This is a genomic window from Enterococcus sp. AZ170, assembly GCF_050545135.1.
Taxonomy (GTDB): domain Bacteria; phylum Bacillota; class Bacilli; order Lactobacillales; family Enterococcaceae; genus Enterococcus_L; species Enterococcus_L ureilyticus.
On the sequence record NZ_CP172947.1, the window covers coordinates 689,597 to 708,679 of the forward strand.

General features: G+C 36.1%; 19 protein-coding genes and 1 pseudogene. 17 read left to right on the top strand and 3 right to left on the bottom strand.

Annotated features, from left to right (window positions below; all coding sequences use genetic code 11):
• Nucleotides 1-145 precede the first annotated feature (145 nt).
• The 4 genes from infC (at nucleotide 146) to IGJ55_RS03345 (ending at nucleotide 2,593) form a co-directional block, all read left to right on the top strand.
• Nucleotides 146-667: a translation initiation factor IF-3 gene (gene infC, locus IGJ55_RS03330; RefSeq protein ID WP_010762696.1), complete on the top strand. Its 522-nt coding sequence runs from the start codon at nucleotides 146-148 to the stop codon at nucleotides 665-667.
• 47 nt (nucleotides 668-714) lie between these two features.
• A complete protein-coding gene (gene rpmI, locus IGJ55_RS03335) occupies nucleotides 715-915 on the top strand; it encodes a 50S ribosomal protein L35 (protein WP_010771140.1) in 201 nt (66 codons plus the stop codon).
• 100 nt (nucleotides 916-1,015) lie between these two features.
• Entirely contained in the window at nucleotides 1,016-1,375 is a 360-nt protein-coding gene (gene rplT / locus IGJ55_RS03340; RefSeq protein WP_069639337.1) for a 50S ribosomal protein L20, read from the top strand.
• 549 nt (nucleotides 1,376-1,924) lie between these two features.
• Complete coding sequence (locus IGJ55_RS03345) at nucleotides 1,925-2,593, top strand: CPBP family intramembrane glutamic endopeptidase (protein ID WP_069639336.1); 669 nt, start codon at nucleotides 1,925-1,927, stop codon at nucleotides 2,591-2,593.
• Nucleotides 2,594-2,666: 73 nt separating this feature from the next.
• On the opposite strand, the gene IGJ55_RS03350 is transcribed toward IGJ55_RS03345, so the two are convergent.
• Nucleotides 2,667-3,395, bottom strand: a complete 729-nt coding sequence (locus tag IGJ55_RS03350; RefSeq protein WP_430607295.1) for a TraX family protein — start codon at nucleotides 3,393-3,395, stop codon at nucleotides 2,667-2,669.
• 285 nt (nucleotides 3,396-3,680) lie between these two features.
• Here IGJ55_RS03350 and psiE point away from each other — a divergent pair, with 285 nt between their 5' ends.
• Nucleotides 3,681-4,133 carry a phosphate-starvation-inducible protein PsiE gene (psiE, locus tag IGJ55_RS03355; protein ID WP_069639334.1) on the top strand — a complete coding sequence of 151 codons (453 nt, stop codon included), beginning with the start codon at nucleotides 3,681-3,683 and terminating at the stop codon, nucleotides 4,131-4,133.
• Between the two features lie 44 nt (nucleotides 4,134-4,177).
• Here the strand turns inward: psiE and IGJ55_RS03360 are convergent, their stop codons facing one another.
• Nucleotides 4,178-5,170: a YeiH family protein gene (locus tag IGJ55_RS03360; RefSeq protein WP_430608116.1), complete on the bottom strand. Its 993-nt coding sequence runs from the start codon at nucleotides 5,168-5,170 to the stop codon at nucleotides 4,178-4,180.
• Between the two features lie 160 nt (nucleotides 5,171-5,330).
• Here IGJ55_RS03360 and IGJ55_RS03365 point away from each other — a divergent pair, with 160 nt between their 5' ends.
• From IGJ55_RS03365 to IGJ55_RS03375, 3 genes are all read left to right on the top strand, one after another.
• Nucleotides 5,331-6,155, top strand: a complete 825-nt coding sequence (locus tag IGJ55_RS03365; protein WP_430607297.1) for a LysR family transcriptional regulator — start codon at nucleotides 5,331-5,333, stop codon at nucleotides 6,153-6,155.
• A gap of 188 nt (nucleotides 6,156-6,343) precedes the next feature.
• Complete coding sequence (locus IGJ55_RS03370) at nucleotides 6,344-6,703, top strand: DUF7006 family protein (protein WP_239574205.1); 360 nt, start codon at nucleotides 6,344-6,346, stop codon at nucleotides 6,701-6,703.
• 258 nt (nucleotides 6,704-6,961) lie between these two features.
• The gene (locus IGJ55_RS03375) at nucleotides 6,962-7,411 is read left to right on the top strand and encodes a MepB family protein (RefSeq protein WP_069639331.1); all 450 of its coding nucleotides are present in this window, start codon (nucleotides 6,962-6,964) and stop codon (nucleotides 7,409-7,411) included.
• Between the two features lie 801 nt (nucleotides 7,412-8,212).
• On the opposite strand, the gene IGJ55_RS03380 is transcribed toward IGJ55_RS03375, so the two are convergent.
• Nucleotides 8,213-8,512 (bottom strand): nucleotide pyrophosphohydrolase, encoded by a 300-nt coding sequence (locus IGJ55_RS03380; protein WP_069639330.1) that lies wholly within the window; start codon nucleotides 8,510-8,512, stop codon nucleotides 8,213-8,215.
• A gap of 163 nt (nucleotides 8,513-8,675) precedes the next feature.
• On the opposite strand from IGJ55_RS03380, the gene IGJ55_RS03385 reads away from it, so the two are divergent.
• The 9 genes and pseudogenes from IGJ55_RS03385 to metG all read left to right on the top strand — a co-directional run bounded on the left by IGJ55_RS03385 (nucleotide 8,676) and on the right by metG (nucleotide 19,046).
• Nucleotides 8,676-8,882 carry a hypothetical protein gene (locus IGJ55_RS03385; RefSeq protein ID WP_430608119.1) on the top strand — a complete coding sequence of 69 codons (207 nt, stop codon included), beginning with the start codon at nucleotides 8,676-8,678 and terminating at the stop codon, nucleotides 8,880-8,882.
• Nucleotides 8,883-9,030: 148 nt separating this feature from the next.
• Entirely contained in the window at nucleotides 9,031-9,630 is a 600-nt protein-coding gene (locus IGJ55_RS03390) for a hypothetical protein (protein ID WP_430607298.1), read from the top strand.
• A gap of 332 nt (nucleotides 9,631-9,962) precedes the next feature.
• The gene (sapR, locus tag IGJ55_RS03395; RefSeq protein ID WP_069639328.1) at nucleotides 9,963-10,637 is read left to right on the top strand and encodes a two-component system response regulator SapR; all 675 of its coding nucleotides are present in this window, start codon (nucleotides 9,963-9,965) and stop codon (nucleotides 10,635-10,637) included.
• Between the two features lie 13 nt (nucleotides 10,638-10,650).
• Nucleotides 10,651-11,676, top strand: a complete 1,026-nt coding sequence (gene sapS / locus IGJ55_RS03400; RefSeq protein WP_069639327.1) for a two-component system sensor histidine kinase SapS — start codon at nucleotides 10,651-10,653, stop codon at nucleotides 11,674-11,676.
• Between the two features lie 155 nt (nucleotides 11,677-11,831).
• Nucleotides 11,832-12,696: pseudogene (locus tag IGJ55_RS03405) on the top strand (GRP family sugar transporter).
• An 84-nt stretch (nucleotides 12,697-12,780) separates the two neighbouring features.
• Nucleotides 12,781-14,169: an amino acid permease gene (locus IGJ55_RS03410; RefSeq protein ID WP_430607300.1), complete on the top strand. Its 1,389-nt coding sequence runs from the start codon at nucleotides 12,781-12,783 to the stop codon at nucleotides 14,167-14,169.
• A 134-nt stretch (nucleotides 14,170-14,303) separates the two neighbouring features.
• On the top strand, nucleotides 14,304-15,668 hold the full coding sequence (fumC, locus tag IGJ55_RS03415) for a class II fumarate hydratase (RefSeq protein ID WP_429950236.1): 1,365 nt from the start codon (nucleotides 14,304-14,306) through the stop codon (nucleotides 15,666-15,668).
• Between the two features lie 32 nt (nucleotides 15,669-15,700).
• Nucleotides 15,701-16,879, top strand: coding sequence for an NAD(P)-dependent malic enzyme (locus IGJ55_RS03420; RefSeq protein WP_430607301.1), 1,179 nt, complete (start codon nucleotides 15,701-15,703; stop codon nucleotides 16,877-16,879).
• A 157-nt stretch (nucleotides 16,880-17,036) separates the two neighbouring features.
• Nucleotides 17,037-19,046 carry a methionine--tRNA ligase gene (gene metG, locus IGJ55_RS03425; RefSeq protein ID WP_429950239.1) on the top strand — a complete coding sequence of 670 codons (2,010 nt, stop codon included), beginning with the start codon at nucleotides 17,037-17,039 and terminating at the stop codon, nucleotides 19,044-19,046.
• Nucleotides 19,047-19,083 lie beyond the last annotated feature (37 nt).

Genomic DNA, 19,083 nt, shown 5'->3' on the forward strand with positions numbered 1-19,083 from the left:
TAGGATTCCTTGTATCGATCGATACAAGTCCGAACAATTGCGGGATCTGTATACAGAGCCTGTTTTTTATTGTATTTTATGACGATAATGAACACATAGGAAAAAAGTTTCGGCGCTGATTTTCTCTTAAAAAACTTGGAGGTGAATGACCATAGCAAAGGATATGATGGTGAACGACGGCATTCGTGCACGCGAGTTACGTTTGATCGGACAAGATGGCGAACAATTAGGTGTAAAAACAAAGGTAGAAGCATTGCAAATTGCTGAAACTGCGAATTTAGATTTAGTGCTAGTAGCACCTACTGCAAAACCGCCTGTTGCGCGAATTATGGATTACGGTAAATTCCGTTTCGAAACGCAAAAGAAAGAGCGTGAAGCTCGTAAGAAACAAAAAGTGATCAACGTAAAAGAAGTTCGTTTAAGTCCAACAATTGATTTAAATGACTTTAATACAAAACTTCGTAATGCACGTAAATTCTTAGAAAAAGGGGATAAAGTGAAAGCTTCGATCCGTTTCAAAGGCCGTGCCATTACCCACAAAGAAATTGGTCAGAAAGTTCTTGATCGCTTGGCTGAAGAAACTGCAGATATTGCTACAGTGGAACAAAAAGCGAAAATGGACGGACGCAGCATGTTCCTAACGCTGGCACCGAAGAATGAAAATTAAGCTAACAAGCTGATAATTAGTATGAAATTGTAGGAGGAAAATTAGTCATGCCAAAACAAAAAACACACCGCGGATCAGCAAAACGTTTCAAACGTACTGGTAACGGCGGGTTAAAAAGATTCCGTGCGTTTACAAGTCACCGTTTCCACGGTAAAACAAAAAAACAACGTCGTCAATTGCGTAAAGCAGGAATGGTTTCAGCAGGCGATTTCAAACGTATTCGCCAACAATTAGCAAGAATGAAATAAAAAAGCTTGCTTGATTTGAGAGAGCTGAAAAGATTCTTGTCACAACTTAGCAATTAAAAATAACTCATAGAGACAACAGATATATTAGGAGGAATTAACCATGGCACGTGTTAAAGGTGGCGTAGTAAGCCGTAAACGTCGTAAAAAGATCCTTAAGTTAGCGAAAGGCTATTACGGATCAAAACATACTTTATTTAAAACAGCAAAAGAACAAGTAATGAAATCTTATAGTTATGCATACAGAGATCGTCGTCAAAAGAAACGTGATTTCCGTAAATTATGGATTGCGCGTATCAATGCAGCAGCTCGTATGAATGGCTTGAGCTATTCTAAATTAATGCACGGTTTGAAATTGGCAGAGATTGACATCAACCGCAAAATGTTAGCTGAATTAGCAGTGAACGATGCAGCAGCTTTTACAGCATTAGCTGACCAAGCTAAAGGTGCTTTAGCTAAATAATTGAATCTTCGTTGATTTATCAGCGTTTGTACCCACTCATTCGAGTGGGTATTTTTTTGAACTCATTTTAAGGTTAGACTAAATTGAATATAACAGCTTGGAAAGTCGCTTTACAGCTATTTTTGGTTTCAGTAAGTGAGTTTCTAACTGTAATTGATAAAAATTGTTGATCAAAAACAATTTCAACAGGTAATAACATTAGCACAGGAACATGTTAGATCTGCTCGAAAAGTAGCAGTCCAAAGCATTGTCTTATTGAAAAGCGAGCAAGAAGTACTACCTGTATCGGGGGGCAGGCTCTGCTTTAAGAAACGCTTGTAAAGCTGTATCAAAACGATTGATCCACAGCTACCTGCTCGATTAAAAAAGCGGGTTTTAGGAGCCTCGATTTCAAGAAATGATTACATATCTATAAAACTCGTCAAAGAATCTATGGCGTCAATTATCGCGTTGTATATAAAGTTGGTATAAAATTTAATTTACTCATCCACCATACTTTGCTATCATGAATACATACAGAATTTTACTGTATAAGAAGGGGAGTATTGGATGGAGTATATTAAAAAGTTTTTTATTGTTATTGGATTGTTCTTATTGAGCCAAGTTAGTATGACTGCCTATACAATAGCAAAGGGATTTTCAATGGAAATGGGCGAAGTGAACATGCCGCTATTTGCAACGATTTTATTGATTTTATTGGCAATTGGAAATATCTGGCTATTGATTTATGTCGCAAAAAAGCTAGGCTTTTTGAGTTTCAAATTTGATTTTCTAACGAAGAAAAATATTGGGATCATAATTGTTGGGATTATCTTAGCAAGAGTTATCGCTATCGGCGGAACGTTATTATTGAATAATCAAGGAGCTAAGTCAACGGCTAATGATGCGGTGATTCAAACCATATTTACAGGTGAAAATCCATTATTGATTATATTGTTGCTTGGGATTTCAGCACCAATTATGGAGGAAATTGTTTTTAGAGGTGGCATCATTGGCTATTGGTTAGAAAAATTTCCAATTGTTAGTATTGCAATCAGCTCCGTTTTATTTGGCTTGATTCATGGACCAACAAACTTGATTAGTTTTTTGATTTATGGTTTGATGGGGCTGATTCTTTCACTATCGTACTATAAAACACAACGCTTGGAGGTAAGTATATCCATTCATTTTTTAAACAATATACTTCCAGCAATCGTGATTGCTTTAGGTTTGATATAATAAAATAGAAATAAAAAAAGCAAAAAATCTCGATGATTTTTTTGCTTTTTTTATGATCAGGAGCTAAAATTTCTTACAACATTCCGCGAATTATGATCAGTATAACCATGTGCAGTGGGTAAAATAGATAAAAGCCCCATTTAACCCAATTTGGCGAGTAGCCACGTTGACCATTATAATGTAAAAGCAACGGAATTGTTCCTAAAATGCCCAAAACGGATACCAGTTCATACCAAGGGACTGAACTAGGGGAAATAAGATAGGCAATCAATAGCAATAAAAACAAGAACCCAGCCGCATAAACGGGCGGAATAATTTTTTTAAAGTTAGGATTTTGAATCCGATAAAAACCAAAAATGATCAACACGCCAATCAAATTCCAATCAGACATTACTGTGGCAAAAGAAAAGCCAATGACTAAAAGGGTATGTTCAGCTGTATTTTCTGTTTTATCATATAAAGTAATCAAAATCAGCCCCATTAGAAGCGTAAAGAAAATATTATTGACTAACTCGGTCGCACTAAAAGGATGATCAGGATAGAATAACATATGAAATGGATAGATAGAAATAATCCAGAAGAAAGCTAAACGCGTTGCATATTTTTTGATATTTCGCGTGTAATGAAAGCCTTCCACTAATAAATAGGCCATGATAGGAAACGTCAACTTCCCAATGAATTCAGTAAAAAAGAATAACTGATCGGAATACTCATAAAGCTTAAACCCGCTACCAATATGATTCAGCAACATAGCAACAATTGCAATTACCTTTAAATGAAAGGCATCTAATTTTTTGTTCATAAAATAATTCCCCCTAAACCTTCTGATTTAAAAATAACATATGTATCATTAAGAATCTTGGGGCTTTAGCTGTATTTTTCACTCTGATTTTTTAGATTGATGTTCACAATAATGGATTTAAGTGGTTCGTTTTGTATACATTTTTTTAGTTTTAGATTTTTACATCGTGTAAAAAAAATGATATATTATTCTTATGAGGAAAAATAGTGAAAGTCTTAGGTTAGACAGATGCATGGCATCGAGCGTTATAGGCTATCTCGCTATTAAAATGAAAGGAGGACAAAAATGAAAGAAGATCAGCGTTTCGGAATAATGAAAAAATATGTCAATCTTGTTTTAGATATTGTTTTAGGCGTGCTTGCCGTACTTATTTTAATTTTTATGATTCGTCAATTGATTGACATCAGTACATTTATTGCCAAACCAATGACACCAAAAAACTTATCGATCGTAATGCAGGAAGTTGTGGCATTTTTCATGTTATTTGAGTTTATTATGATGGTGATTCGTTATATTCAAGAAGGTCATCATATTCCAATTAGGTATTTGATTCTGATTTGTATTACGGCAATCTTAAGACAACTGATGGTGATACATGGGGATGCAATTCAAACTTTACTGTTATCAGTGTCAATTTTATCATTGGTGATTGTATTGTTTGTACTTAATTTAAGCGGCAATAAGTCTTATGTGGGATTTAAAACCAATGTGGACGAGAGCAAAGAATCAATTAAATAAACAGAAAAGAGGTTACTCCAGTGTAAGGCTGAAGTAACCTCTTTTTAAATACTTAATAATGAAATCAAGACGATTGCTAAAAGTACTTGAATAAAACCAACGGATAATCCGTAAATCAAAAAACGTTTTCCTTCTTTGAAAAACTTTTGAAAGTCTAAGCGTAAACCAATTGCTGCTAAAGCAGTGATTTCAAACCAACCACTAAAGAAATGGGCTATTTCACTGAATTCTTTCGGTAAATGAATCAGACTATTTACAATACAAAATAAAAGAAATCCTATTACGTACCATGGTAAAGCTGAGCTCTTTTTCTTAGATGGTGATCCGACATTCTCTAAACTAGGCGTTCGTTGTTGTTTGAAGCGACCAAAAAGGTAAACAACTACTACCAACAACATGATGCGCATGATCTTAAATAACATAGCGAGTTCCACTACTTGTCCATTGATCATACTGGCACTTGCTACTACTTGCCCAACGGACTGTAAAGTACCGCCAATCAAAGCACTTTTTGTTAAAATGTCACTCCCATAAATAATAGACCCAATAAGGGGGAGTAGCAGCATCAGGATCGTGCCTAGCAAATTGACTAAAGTGATGATTTGCCCTTTCTCTTCTTCCTTTGCATGGATCGAAGGGGCGATCGATGCAATCGCAGAGGAGCCACAGACAGCATTTCCACCAGCCATCAATAAGGACATATTATCTGAAAATAACATTTTTTTTCCAAGAATATACGTCGCAATAATTGTCAAACTCATTTGTAAAAGGATAAAAAGTCCGCCTTTTAGCCCGATTTGAGAAATGGTCTGAAAGGTAACGGTTGCCCCTAACAAGACCACGGAAAATTCTAACAACTTTCCTTCAGCAATTTTGGTTCCTTTTTCAAGAACTGGATTTTTCAAAAAAGTATTGCCTAATAAAATACCCAGTAAAATAGCAATCGTAGCAGCGCCCAAAGTTGGTAGCCAAATAGCCACTACTTTGCTGATAACAGCTACGACAAACGCAGTTATTAGTCCTGGTAAAATGAGCATGATCGTTGTTGCATAAGAATTTTTTCCATTATTATTTTTCACTAAATCATTCCTCTTCTTTCTTTGTATCTCTTTGAATCTAGTATAACGAAATAATTTGCATTTGAGAAATAAATAGTTAAAATAATATCTATAACGAAAATGAATGGAAAGGATTACTATGTTTAAATTACTGAAAACCTTTCGTAGTGTTTACGAAACAAAAAATTTTTCAAAAGCGGCAGAACAGCTGTTTATCTCCCAACCAGCAGTGTCTAATCAAATTAAACAATTAGAAGAAGAATTAGCTATTCAACTATTTATTCGAAATGGGCGCCAAGAAATCATCACAACCAAGCAAGCAGATATTTTATATCATCATTTGCTTAATTTATCAGATGATTGGGAAGATGCACTACAAGCACTGCGAATCAAAGCAATTCCTAGAGAAACATGTCGGGTTGTTGCTTCGAATACATTCGCCGTGTATTATCTGCCAGAAATGATAGTGCAGTTGATAAGACAATTTCCAGAGGTTTCATTTATTTTAGAAATGGATAACTCTGAACAGGTCTTAGACAAAATCGAAAAACATCAAGCACACTTTGGCTTTATTGAAAAACCTTTAGTCACAGATTCAATTATTCGCCAAGAGATTTTATCCGATGAGTTAGTTCACGCTGGTGATTTTTCTCAAAAGCTTTGGCTTGTTCGAGAGGAAACTTCTGGTGTTTTTCATTATACAGAACGTTATTTTTTAGAGCAGAATCTGAATCCTCAAAAGATGGTCATCAAAAATAATGAAATGATCATTCGATGTTTAGAGCAAGGCATAGGTCAATCCATCATATCCAAAAAATCCCTGACGAAGAAAATAACCTGGCATTCTCTAAGCCAAGAATATCGAAGAAACTTTTATTTTATAAAAAGACAACACATCGAATCATCACAATTGCAAGCAATCAATCGATGGATTCAGGTCTATTGTCATAAAACAAATAGTTGAACTGCTTAAGAATGGTCGTTAAATGAATCGAAAGATTATTGTGTAAATAAAATAGCCGTTTTAATGGAAAAAAATAGGTGTCCTGTGCTATCTTAAATAAGAGATAATGAATAAAAATAGAGCAAGTATGTAGCTGAGTTTTGAGATGTGAGATGTAGTATAGTAGCTGTATGACAGGAGGAAACATCGTGGGAGAAGGATTTTTATGGAACATTCAGTTAAAAGAGTATGTGGCAACAGTGGACCAAACAATCAATATCGACCAAGAATTCATTGATTATTATCAAAAATTGGCAACGCAAGCCAATCAATTAGTAGCCAAAATAAATGCTGAGACATTGGCTGTAACCCTACCTAAATTGATGGCGATAGATGAAAAATGCACATTGGTTATTTTTTTTATCTTTAATGATTATGCACTAGAAAATGATACTGCCATCGATACAATTCGCTTAATTGAACAAGACTATAAAAAAACACATAGGGAAAAATACATTTTTGATATGCCGGAATACGAAACCTGGTCAATTTCGCAAAGAATTTTCTGATCGGTCTATCATTGTTACATAGGAACTTATTGGTAACAGCTAAAATCACTAGAACAATTTTGAAAAAGTGCAGCAAACGGTTAGCGTTGGTTGTATTTTTTTGTAAGTATTTCTAAACGTAGGAAAAACGATGAAAAGTGCTTTCTTTTTAAGAAAATGGCATGATACAATAATTCAGTCTAACTCGTTGACATAGTGAATAAAAGGGGGTGTAATAGCATAAAATCAATTGATTATGTAGCAAAAATTATTAAAGAAATGGGAATAGATCACTTATCAGAATTTAAAATAGAAGAACAAAATAAAGCCTACGAAGGCGCAACCTTTGAAGTAGGAAATCAATCCTTTAGAAGTAGAAGAGCCAAAAAAACACCTAAAAAGTTAGGCTATTTTGTTGCATTTTGGGAAAAAGACGAGAACCGTAAAAATCAACCTTACGACTACGAGTCAGCACCAGATAAATTAATCATCACTATATTTGATCAAGATAAAATAGGACAATTTGTCTTTCCAAAATCAATTTTAGCAGATAAAAATAGTTTAACTAATAAGAAAAAACGAGGTAAAATGGCCTTACGCCTTTATCCAGACTGGATAAAGGGGTTGAATAAAACAGCAGCGGAGACACAACGTTGGCAACATTCTTATTTTATAGATCTGACAAATACGTGGGATTTGGATTTTTTAGACAAACTTTATTTTGGCTGAGCGTTTAAAAAAAGCTCAATCAAAAAAATGGAGATAAGCAAAATGCTTATCTCCATTGCTAATAGTCATCAATTAAGAAAATACAAATAACGATGTTTTTATAAAAGGAAGTATTGAAAAAGGGTGCGTTGGTTTGTACATTGCATTTTCTTAAAGAATACTTGGGAGTAGTAATTGACTATTAGCTTAAAAGAAACGCTGCTTACTCGTTTAATCATCCAGGAGAATGGGTAAGGCTGGTTGGGATCAGCCTTTAATCTTGTCAATGGTTGGTTGACATTGATATGTTATGAAAAAAAGTAAGCAAGCGTTCCTACCAGATAGAAACGGATAAATAAAAAAATGGCGCTGGATACACATCCAACGCCATTGTAAGTTCAATAAATAAACATAAACATCTCCATGCCAGAAAAAACTAGTACAAACCTCTAGAAATTTCTGTCAAAATTGAGTAAAATGGAAGATGTCAATGTATAAATATTGGCTTAAGCAACTTGATTGGTCAGGTGTTCACTGACTGTTCAGGGCTTCATGATTTAGTTGGTAGCTAAATCATGAAGTGCTTTTTTTTATCCTATTCGTTTCTATCTAACTTCCATTTTATAGGAAAACCGTTTTAGGGTCAATAAAGGGTTGGAAAAAAATTACATGAATGAGTATTTTCTAGTACTTTTCATGTGTAAATTATCTCTTTCATTAAAAAGGAAATAACTGTCCATTCTTGTTTTTAATAAAGAGAATAGAATACTAGCTTCCTTGAAGTGGATGGATGAGATGGCTACTGCTATCAAAACAATACCATTATTTTGGTTCTACAGGATATTTCACTGCGTTTTTTTTCATCTTTTCACGAATGATTTGTGGAACATCTAGGTCTAAGTCTGAAGCCAACATGAGTGAATAGATGAGGACATCTGCTAGCTCCTCTTGGATATTTTCAAAAGTGGCTGAGACTGCTTGTTCACTGGAACACCATTGGAAGTTTTCCAATAGTTCTGAGGCTTCTAAAGAAATTGAAATGGCTAAACTTTTTGGGGTATTATAAGGACGCCAATTCCGTTCATCTCGAAACGCATTTATTTCTTGAATCAATTCATTCATACTTATTCTCCTAACCATTTACATTTTTATCTATTCTAACATAGAAATTTTTGACTGAAATAGTTTCTGCCAAAAATTCAATGATTCTTCCCTTTGAAAAAAGCCAATGCTAGCGTAAAATGAATGGAGTACAAACAAAAAAGCTGTGAGGAGAGAAGCAGTGTTGATAGAACTTGTAATGGTACTGACAGTTTTTACATATGGCAGTAATTTTATTTTATACATGACTCTTAGAACAAAAGAAAAAATCCAAGGAATTGAAAAGTTATCGATCTTTTTTGGTGTGAATATGACGGTTCTGCTTTTAGTTGGTATTTTCTTGTTTATTGGTAAAGTCTTATCCGATAGTGGTATAACTGTTTTGGAATAGGTAAATATAAATTTCTGATAACAAATTATAGATATAGTAGCCAACAATACAATTTGTAGAAGAAATAAATGATTATTTTTCATGAAAATGAAAAAGATTATGAGCGAATAAAGATGATTTTGGGAACACTAAAGCAGAAGCAGATGAATTGACCGTAGGTAAAAAATATACGGGAAAAATTGATTATGATTCAGATGAAGATCATTTTTTCAGTAAAGTTGATTTAAATAATCCCTATGTGATAGTAACGAACAAACGATTAGTTGCGTTTGAAAAGAGTGAAGACCTAGAAAATCCGACTAATTGGGTTAGCGGAAGAGGAATACGCCAGTCTGATGAAAGAAATGGCCGATTCTACGCAACGTGGGAAACGAGCAATCCATCGAATAAAACGTTAACCTACCTTTATTATTGTATGAGATGGGGAAAGGGCGACACTTATGAGCTGGAATTAGTGCCATATAAAAAGACAGCGCCAATCGTCAAAGAAAAAGAAGTCAAGATAAAGGTTGGCGAAAGCTATCAAATCGAAGCACAAGCCACAAGTGGACTACCAGAAGAATATCGCTTAAAGAAAGAAGTGTTCTACGAAAAAAGAAATGACCGAATCGCATTTGGTAAGAACAATCTAGACGAAACAAACCGAACAAAAGAAATAATAGGAGTGGAACCTGGGACGTCATCTGTGACAGTAATCGACGAAATCTCTTATGAGAGAACAGAAATTAATGTGACGGTAGTTTCTTAGACACAACCATATTGAACGATGAAAAAATAGTCTATAGTTAAATCTTATTTACTTGAAAAGATTAATCATAGGCTATTTTTTTATTTAGAAATATAAAACTAAGTTGTAACATTGTTCCAAAAATAGAATGCGCATTGTTAAGAATGGGTTTGCTTGGAATTAATTTCCATTTTTTAAAAGAGGCTATAGAATTTACGTGATTAAACTTAGCGAGGGGAGATAGAAAAACTTTTGTTTCTTTTTTTTATTAAAATTTCGGCTAAAAGTCCTATATGAATGACGCAAATTTTCTGATAAGGTACAATAGAAGGAAATAACTGGAGGGTAAAAGAATGGCAAAAATCATGATTATAGAAGATGAAGCAACGATTCGCGAACTGATCAGTGAAGAGTTGCAGAAATGGCAGTTTGATACCTTTGGAACAACGGATTTTAATAATGTTTTAGAAGATTTTCAGCGTGAAGAACCACAATTGGTTTTATTAGATATCAATTTACCTGTGTTTGATGGGTACTATTGGTGTCAGAAAATCCGAGAAATTTCGAAAATTCCAATTATCTTTATTTCAAGTCGCAATACGAACATGGATATGATCATGGCGATGAACATGGGCGCAGATGATTTTGTCACAAAACCATTTCAAATCGATGTGTTGATTGCTAAAATCAATGCTTTACTGCGTCGTTCGTATAATTATTCTGAGGTCGGTAGTGAAATCATGTCCCACAACGGAATTACATTGAATGTGGATAACGGCAGTATGGAAATCAATGGTGAAGTGATCGATTTAAGTAAAAATGAATACCGTCTATTGTATATTTTGATCAAAAAACATGGGAAAATTTTAACGAGAGAAAAATTATTGCGTGCGTTGTGGGAAGATGAACGTTTTGTAGATGATAATACCTTGACCGTCAACATCAATCGGTTAAGAAAAAAAATTGAACAGGCAGGGCTTGAAGGCTATATCGAAACAAAAGTTGGGCAAGGCTATATTGTTCCATAGATAGGAGAAGAAAATGACGATTTATAAGTATTTAAAAGATCATTGGCTTCTGTTGATTGGCTGGCTATTTTTTATTGGAGTGACCTGTTTTATTTTATGGTTATCGCCTGATATGGTTGTGAATCCATCGATCATTGGGTATCTCGTGTTATTACAAGGACTATTTTTACTCTTGTTTTTAACGATCGATTATTCCTTAAAAAAACGGTGGTGGCGCTCATTAGATATTACGGAGCATCCGCCCTCTTTACAACAATACCTAGGAGAAGCGTCAAAATCAGAAGAAAAATTAGTGCAGGATTATATCAATGGCTTGTTAGTGGAGCATCAGCAAGGTATGCAACAAGCAATCAATAATCAACAGGAACAAAAAGATTATATCGATTCATGGGTTCATGAAATTAAAGTTCCTTTAGCAGCAGTCAATTTGATTTTGCAATCGATCGAAGATGATATTCCAGAGAAAAAATATTACTTAGTTGAAAATGAGCTGAGCAAAATCGATGAATATGTGGAACAAGTACTTTATTATGCTCGTTTAGACAGTTTTTCTAGAGATTATTTAATTCAGGAGTATTCGCTAAAAGAAATCGTCCAATCTGTGATTCGCACGCAAGGCAATTATTTTATTCAAAAGAATTTGCGTTTTTCGATCGAAGGGGATGATCAAATAGTTTTGACTGATGCGAAGTGGGTCGCATTTATCTTCAAACAATTAGTGAGTAATGCCATTAAGTATACACCGGCTGGCGGTGAGATTACAGTTACTTTTTCACAGACCAAAGAAGGTGCTTGGTTAGCCTTAAAAGATTCAGGAATCGGAATTCCTAAAGAAGACCAGCGTCGGGTTTTTGACAAAGGCTTTACAGGTGAAAATGGCCGGACAAGTGAACAGCATTCAACAGGTTTAGGACTATATTTGGCGAAAAGTCTTGCTGATAAGCTAGGTCATCAATTGACGATGGAATCAGTCGAAGGAGAAGGAACAACGATTTACTTGTTGTTTCCATTTTTAAGTTATTTTAACGAGCGAAGATAAGCATTAACATACTAAGTAAGGTGCTAATAACGAATAAAAGAATGTTAAAATCTTTAAATGAGAAAAAATCTATCAAAATTTTCCTATCTTATAGTTGTATAGTAAACGCTTTTATTGTTAGACTGAACACATCATACTTTTGATAGGAGTAGATTATGGAAATAGTAGTAGCATTGATCCCAATGTTTGCCTGGGGCAGTATTGGTCTTGTCAGTGGTAAAATCGGTGGTAGTGCGAATCAGCAGACTTTAGGCATGACCATAGGTGCGTTGATTTTTTCAATAGTTGTTTTTTTTGTTGTTCAGCCAGTGATCACTATTCAGATGATCGTGATTGGTATTTTATCCGGTTTATTTTGGAGTGTCGGGCAAAAATCAGCAGTTTCATGGTATGAAATATTTAGGTGTGTCTGTAGGATTGCCTGTTTCAACAGGAATGCAGCTGATCGTCAATACGATTGCAGGTGCGGTTTTTTTTCATGAATGGAAAGGTAGTCGGGATTTTATTTTAGGATTTATTGCACTTGGGTTATTGGTGTTAGGGGCGTATTTAACGGCTCGACAAGATGATGACAGCGGTGTAGAAACAACGAATAAGCTATTTGATTTTAACAAAGGGTTACGAGCATTAATTGTTTCAACAATTGGTTATGGTGCGTATACGATCATGATCAACGCAGCTGGCCTTGATCCGATGGGAATCATTTTGCCTCAAAGTATTGGTATGGTAATCGGTGCGAGTTTCTTTGCATTTAAGAAGGTTAAGCTGGATCGTTATGTCTGGACGAATATGACTTGTGGTCTGTTGTGGGGGCTAGGAAATATTTGTATGTTGTTGACGATGCGTCAAATTGGTTTGGCAATTAGTTTTTCTCTGTCCCAAATGGGCATTATTATTTCAACTTTAGGCGGAATCTACTTACTTGGTGAGCGCAAGTCTAAAAAAGAAATGAGATATGTCATTATTGGTTGCCTATTCGTTATTTTAGGTGGTATTCTTTTAGGGTATATGAAAGCGTAAATGTCTTATTTACGCTTATTTTTATGAGGACATTTTGGCAATGATTAAGAGTAGAAAATGGATAGATTTATTGGAGGAAAAGCAATGTCGATGTTTCGGAAAAAAGAGCTAACGGCTGTCTCAAGTGAGCCAAGCGCAATGAAAAAGGATTTAAAAACAATGGATCTGATCATGCTTGGGATTGGTGCCATTGTTGGAACAGGAATTTTTGTCGTGACAGGAGTTGCGGCTGAACAATACGCAGGACCTGCGTTGTCGCTTTCATTTTTAGTTGCGGCAGGAGCAATTATCTTAGCCGGGTTATGTTACGCGGAATTTGCCTCAAGGATTCCGGCAATCGGCGGTCCATACGCTTATATGTATGTTGTGTTTGGCGAACTTGTTGCTTGGATGACAGGCTGGTTAGTGATTTGTGAATTCTTTCTAGCTGTTTCTTCTGTAGCTTCAGGCTGGTCAGGTTATGTTCATGGCTTTTTAAATAGCCTTGGTGTAGATTTTCCAAAGGCATTGAGTAGTGCCTACAATCCAGCGAATGGTACTTATGTTGATTTGATCGCGATGCTGGTGCTTTTAGCAGTTACTTTTTGGGTGTCATTAGAAGCCAAAACAGCTTTACGGTTAAATAATGTGATGGTATTTGTTAAATTTGGCATTATTACTCTCTTTTTAATCGTCGGCATTTTTTATGTGAAACCTGATAATTGGCAGCCGTTTATGCCGTTTGGATTTTCAGGTGTGGTAAGTGGTGCAGCTGTGGTTTTCTTTGCCTTTTTAGGATTTGATGCAGTAAGCATGACGGCAGAAGAGGTAAAAAATCCTCAAAAAGATATTCCAAAAGGCATCATCGGTTCGATCATTATAGCCACTGTTTTATATGTGATCGTGACATTAGTTTTAACTGGAATCGTACCGTTTGATGCTCTTGGTGTGAAAGACCCTGTCGCATTTGCGATGCGTTTTGTACAGCGCGATGGCGTAGCAGGTGTCATTTCCGTTGGGGCGATTTTAACACTTTTGACTGTGACAATTTCCATGATGTACAGTTTAGCTAGAATTATTTATGCCATCAGTAAAGATGGTTTATTGCCAAAATTTATGAGTAAGATCGATGAAAAAAACCGCACACCGAAAAATGCGACTTATGTAGCTGGGGTTTGCACCATGATTTTCGCAGGGCTAGTCCCAATGGAATTATTAGCCGAGTTGACGAATATTGTGACTTTGATGTACTTGATCGTTATGGCGATTGGCATTATTCGTTTAAGAAAAGTAGCCGGTGATCCTAAACCAGGGGAATTTAAAATTCCTTTTGTCCCGCTTGTTCCTATTTTATTAGTCATCGTTAGTATTGGGTTAATGCTGCAATTACAGGCGGCAACTTGGAAAGCTTTCGCAATAGCCTTGGTTTTAGGCTTTGTTATTTATTTTGCTTATGGTTATAAACATAGTAATGAAGGTAAAATTAAACATTAAACGTCAAAATCAGTGATCGAAAAGGTTGCTGATTTTTTGCTGTCTTTTTTTAGAATAAAGGAATTTTACTGTAAATCGTGATTCGTTTACAGTATAGTGATAGTAAATAATGAAAAAAGGAGAGGATCAAAAGCATGTCCTATCGTATTGAAAGGGATTCTATGGGAGAAATTCAAGTCCCAAAAAATGCTCTTTGGGGAGCGCAAACCGAACGCAGCCGTCAAAATTTTAATATTGGTATCGAAAAAATGCCGATTGCGCTTATTCAAGCCCTAGCACTGGTAAAAAAGAATGCGGCTAAAGCCAATGAAGCAGCTGGGAAGTTAAATACGGAGATCAGTCAAGCAATTCAACACGCAGCAGATACGATCATCAAAGGTGAGGTAGATGAACAGTTTCCGCTCTCTTTATGGCAGACCGGCAGTGGGACTCAAACCAATATGAACGTTAATGAAGTCATTGCTTATTTAGCGGCTAAAACTGGCATGACCGTGCACCCCAATGATCATGTCAATATGTCTCAAAGTTCAAATGACGTTTTCCCCACAGCGATTCATGTAGCCGCTGTTCGGTTGATTGAGCAGCAGCTATTCCCGGTCATGGAGCAGATGATTCAAACGCTGAAAAAACTAGAAACTGAAAATGAAAAAATCATAAAAATAGGAAGAACTCATTTACAAGATGCAACACCAGTGACTTTTGCACAAGAAATCAGTGGTTGGCGTTCTGGTCTGGAACATAGCTATCAGATGCTAGAGTTGACGTTGCATGAACTGAAACAATTGGCGTTAGGAGGCACAGCGGTAGGAACTGGATTAAATGCGTCAAAAGAATATATCCAACTATTTTTTAACTTTTTGAATGAAGAGACAGATAATCAATTTATAGAAAATCCTAATAAATTTCATGCATTAGCAAGCAAGGATGCTGTTGTTTTTACTTCAGGAGCATTAAAGGCGCTCGCTGCTAATGCGATGAAAATGGCTAATGATATTCGTTGGATGGCAAGTGGACCAAGGAGTGGCTTAGGTGAAATCACGATTCCTGCAAATGAACCAGGTAGCTCTATCATGCCTGGGAAAATCAATCCAACGCAATGTGAAGCATTGACCATGATTGGAATCCAAGTCATGGGAAATGATACAACAATTGGGATCGGTGCTTCCCAAGGCAACTTTGAATTAAATGTCTACATGCCAGTAATAGCATATAATCTGCTCCAAAGTATAGAATTGTTGGCCGATGGATTGCGTTCATTTGATCAAAATTGCTTGATTGGAATTAAAGCAGATCAGGAAAAAATGGCTTTATATGTGGAACGCTCGCTGATGCTTGTAACAGCTTTAAATCCTCATATCGGTTATGATAATGGCGCGAAGATCGCGAAAAAGGCTTTCGAAGAAAATACAACGCTAAAACAGGCCGCTCTATCTTCTGGATTAGTGACAGAAGAAGAATATGAACGTTGGGTCATACCAGAACAGATGTTAGGACAATAAATAGCGTTAATTTGGAAAGGAATGGGGAAATTATGGCAGATATTTATGAAGAAGCATTAAAAGCACACGAACAATGGCGTGGGAAAATCGACATTCATTCAAAAGTAACAGTAAAAACAAAAGAGGCCCTATCTTTAGCTTACACACCAGGAGTCGCTGAACCATGTAGAAGAATCCATGAAAATCCAAATAAAGTCTACGATTATACGTGGAAAGGGAATACTGTTGCAGTCGTAACGGATGGTACCGCAGTTCTGGGTCTAGGTGATATTGGTCCTAAAGCTGCATTGCCAGTTATGGAAGGGAAAGCCTTATTATTTAAAGAATTTGCTGGAATCGATGCGATCCCAATTTGTCTAGATACGAAAGACCCAAAAGAAATCATCAATATCATCAAAGCTATGGCTCCAACATTTGGCGGTATCAATCTAGAGGATATCTCCGCTCCACGCTGTGTAGAAATCGAGCGGACATTAATGGAAGAGTTGGATATTCCTGTGTTTCATGATGATCAGCATGGTACGGCCATCGTTACGATTGCGGCATTGATCAATGCGCTAAAAATCGTTGGTAAAAAAGTCGATGAAATAAAAGTAGTTGTATCAGGAACAGGCGCAGCTGGTAGCGCAATTATAAAAATGTTGCATCATTTTGGCGTGAAGAAGATCATCGCATTTAATATAGATGGTGCATTATCTAAAACGCTGGACAGACCGCTGAATTTCTTAGAAAAAGAAATTATTGAAATCACGAATCCTGAAAATTTTAGCGGTTCTTTAGGAGAAGCGATGGTTGGAGCTGATGTGTTTATCGGTGTTTCTGCGCCTAAATTAGTCTCAAAAGAAATGGTCGCTTCAATGAATCCAAGTGCTATCGTATTCCCAATGGCGAATCCGGAATCAGAAATCGATTATCAAGATGCGATCGATGCAGGTGCGGCAGTTGTTGGAACCGGTCGTTCAGATCATCCAAATCAAATCAATAATGTCTTAGCTTTTCCAGGCTTGTTCAAAGGGGCATTTGTCGCGGGAGCCACGAAAATCACTGAAAACATGAAACTAGCGGCAGCAAAAGCAATTGCAGAAATCATTCCTGAATCAGAGCTTACAAGTGAGTACATTATTCCTTCACCGTTTAATCAAGAATTAGTGGATGTCATTATACGTGAAGTTGCTGCAACTGCAGTACAAGATGGTGTTATTAGAAGATAGATAAAAAAGACAAAAAAGTTCTATCTATTGCTTTTTGCAAAATAGGTGGAACTTTTTTATCTAGAGAAAATAACAGGATTTCTAGTTCAATAAAGCCAAGTGTGGTATACTATTTAGGAGTAATTTCAAGAGAATGCTAGAAGGAGGATGTTTCTACATGTCAGAAAAAGAAACATTTTATATCACCACCCCGATTTATTATCCAAGCGGACAACTACATATCGGCAATTCTTATACAACGATTGCCTGTGATGCGATGGCCCGTTACAAACGTTTGATGGGCTTTGATGTATTTTACTTAACAGGTGTGGATGAGCACGGACAAAAAATTGAAAATAAAGCCTCGGAATTAGGCGTTACACCAAAAGAATATGTCGATAAAATGGCAGCAGATGTTCAAAAGTTATGGAAAACGCTTGATATCAGCTATGATAAGTTTATCCGTACAACAGATGATTACCATAAAAAAGCTGTTCAGCAAATTTTTGATCGCTTATTAGCACAAGGTGATATTTACCTTGGTGAATATGAAGGCTGGTATTCTGTGTCAGATGAGGAATACTTTACTGAAACACAACTAGCTGAAGTGTATCGTGATGATGAAGGCAAAGTGATCGGTGGTAAAGCACCTAGTGGGCACGATGTTGAATTGGTAAAAGAAGAATCGTATTTCTTTCGTATGAGCAAATACGCGGACCGCTTGTTAGCATATTACAATGAACATCCAGAATTTATCCAACCAGAATCACGTAAAAATGAAATGATCAACAATTTCATCAAACCAGGTTTAGAAGATCTGGCTGTCTCACGTACAACATTTTCTTGGGGAATTCCTCTATCGAATGATCCAAAACATGTTGTTTATGTATGGATCGATGCATTATCAAATTACATTACCGCATTAGGCTACGGCTCAGAAGATGACAGCTTGTTTAAAAAATATTGGCCGGCAAATGTTCACATGGTCGGCAAAGAAATCGTTCGTTTTCATACGATTTATTGGCCAATCATGTTGATGGCGTTAGAATTACCACTACCAAAGAAAATTTTTGGACATGGTTGGTTATTGATGAAAGATGGAAAAATGTCTAAATCTAAAGGAAATGTTGTTTATCCTGAGATTTTGGTCGACCGTTACGGCTTAGACGCATTACGTTATTATTTATTGCGTGCGATTCCATTTGGAAGTGATGGCGTCTTCACACCAGAAGATTTTGTTTCTCGTTTAAACTACGATTTGGCGAACGACTTAGGTAACCTTTTAAATCGTACGATTGCAATGATCAATAAATATTGTGAAGGACAGGTTCCGACCTATGCCTCAAAAGTAACGCCTTTTGATAGTGAATTATCTACAACTGCGGCAAATGTAATCGGAAAATATCATGAATCAATGGAAAAAATGGAATTCAATACGGCAATTGCTGAGGTTTGGACATTGATTTCACGTGCCAATAAATATATTGATGAAACACAACCATGGGTTCTAGCAAAAGATGAAGAAAAGAAAAATGAATTAGATAGTGTGATGGTCCATTTAGCTGAAAGTTTACGGATTGTAGCGATCCTTTTACAACCAGTGATGACTGAAACACCCAAAAAAATCTTTGAACAATTAGGGTTAGATTCGGAAACAATGAATATGGAAGTCATCCATTTTGGTGAGTTTCCAACAGATATTAAAGTTGTTGCAAAAGGGACCCCAATTTTCCCTCGTTTAGAGATTGACACGGAAGTTCTCTACATTCAAAAGAAAATGGCGCAAAACGCCCAAACAACGACAGAAGAAATCAAATGGAATCCAGAAGAAACAGAGCTTATTTCAACGAAAGAAAAAGAAATCAAGTATGAGGATTTCGACAAGGTAGAATTAAAAGTTGCTGAAGTCATTGATTGTAAAAAAGTCAAAGGTGCAGATAAATTATTACAATTCCGCTTAGATGCAGGTGATGAACAAGATCGTCAAATCCTTTCTGGAATTGCTGAATTTTATCCAGACCCAAGTGCATTGATCGGTAGAAAAGTCGTGATTGTAGCGAACTTAAAACCAAGAAAAATGCGTGGTCAGATCAGTCAGGGAATGATTCTTTCCGCTGAATCACCAGAAGGTAAACTACAGATCGTTGACGCACCGAAAGATATGCCGAACGGGGCAAGCATTGCCTAATTAAAACAGTAGAACATATAAAGAAGAGTAACAGCCT

Excerpts from the sequence above, each read along its gene's own strand:
- infC (WP_010762696.1), top strand. The coding sequence starts at position 146 with ATGACCATAGCAAAGGATATGATGGTGAACGACGGCATTCGTGCACGC.
- rpmI (WP_010771140.1), top strand. The coding sequence starts at position 715 with ATGCCAAAACAAAAAACACACCGCGGATCAGCAAAACGTTTCAAACGT.
- rplT (WP_069639337.1), top strand. The coding sequence starts at position 1,016 with ATGGCACGTGTTAAAGGTGGCGTAGTAAGCCGTAAACGTCGTAAAAAG.
- IGJ55_RS03345 (WP_069639336.1), top strand. The coding sequence starts at position 1,925 with ATGGAGTATATTAAAAAGTTTTTTATTGTTATTGGATTGTTCTTATTG.
- IGJ55_RS03350 (WP_430607295.1), bottom strand. The coding sequence starts at position 3,395 with ATGAACAAAAAATTAGATGCCTTTCATTTAAAGGTAATTGCAATTGTT.
- psiE (WP_069639334.1), top strand. The coding sequence starts at position 3,681 with ATGAAAGAAGATCAGCGTTTCGGAATAATGAAAAAATATGTCAATCTT.
- IGJ55_RS03360 (WP_430608116.1), bottom strand. The coding sequence starts at position 5,170 with ATGCTCATTTTACCAGGACTAATAACTGCGTTTGTCGTAGCTGTTATC.
- IGJ55_RS03365 (WP_430607297.1), top strand. The coding sequence starts at position 5,331 with ATGTTTAAATTACTGAAAACCTTTCGTAGTGTTTACGAAACAAAAAAT.
- IGJ55_RS03375 (WP_069639331.1), top strand. The coding sequence starts at position 6,962 with ATGGGAATAGATCACTTATCAGAATTTAAAATAGAAGAACAAAATAAA.
- IGJ55_RS03380 (WP_069639330.1), bottom strand. The coding sequence starts at position 8,512 with ATGAATGAATTGATTCAAGAAATAAATGCGTTTCGAGATGAACGGAAT.
- sapR (WP_069639328.1), top strand. The coding sequence starts at position 9,963 with ATGGCAAAAATCATGATTATAGAAGATGAAGCAACGATTCGCGAACTG.
- sapS (WP_069639327.1), top strand. The coding sequence starts at position 10,651 with ATGACGATTTATAAGTATTTAAAAGATCATTGGCTTCTGTTGATTGGC.
- IGJ55_RS03410 (WP_430607300.1), top strand. The coding sequence starts at position 12,781 with ATGTCGATGTTTCGGAAAAAAGAGCTAACGGCTGTCTCAAGTGAGCCA.
- fumC (WP_429950236.1), top strand. The coding sequence starts at position 14,304 with ATGTCCTATCGTATTGAAAGGGATTCTATGGGAGAAATTCAAGTCCCA.
- IGJ55_RS03420 (WP_430607301.1), top strand. The coding sequence starts at position 15,701 with ATGGCAGATATTTATGAAGAAGCATTAAAAGCACACGAACAATGGCGT.
- metG (WP_429950239.1), top strand. The coding sequence starts at position 17,037 with ATGTCAGAAAAAGAAACATTTTATATCACCACCCCGATTTATTATCCA.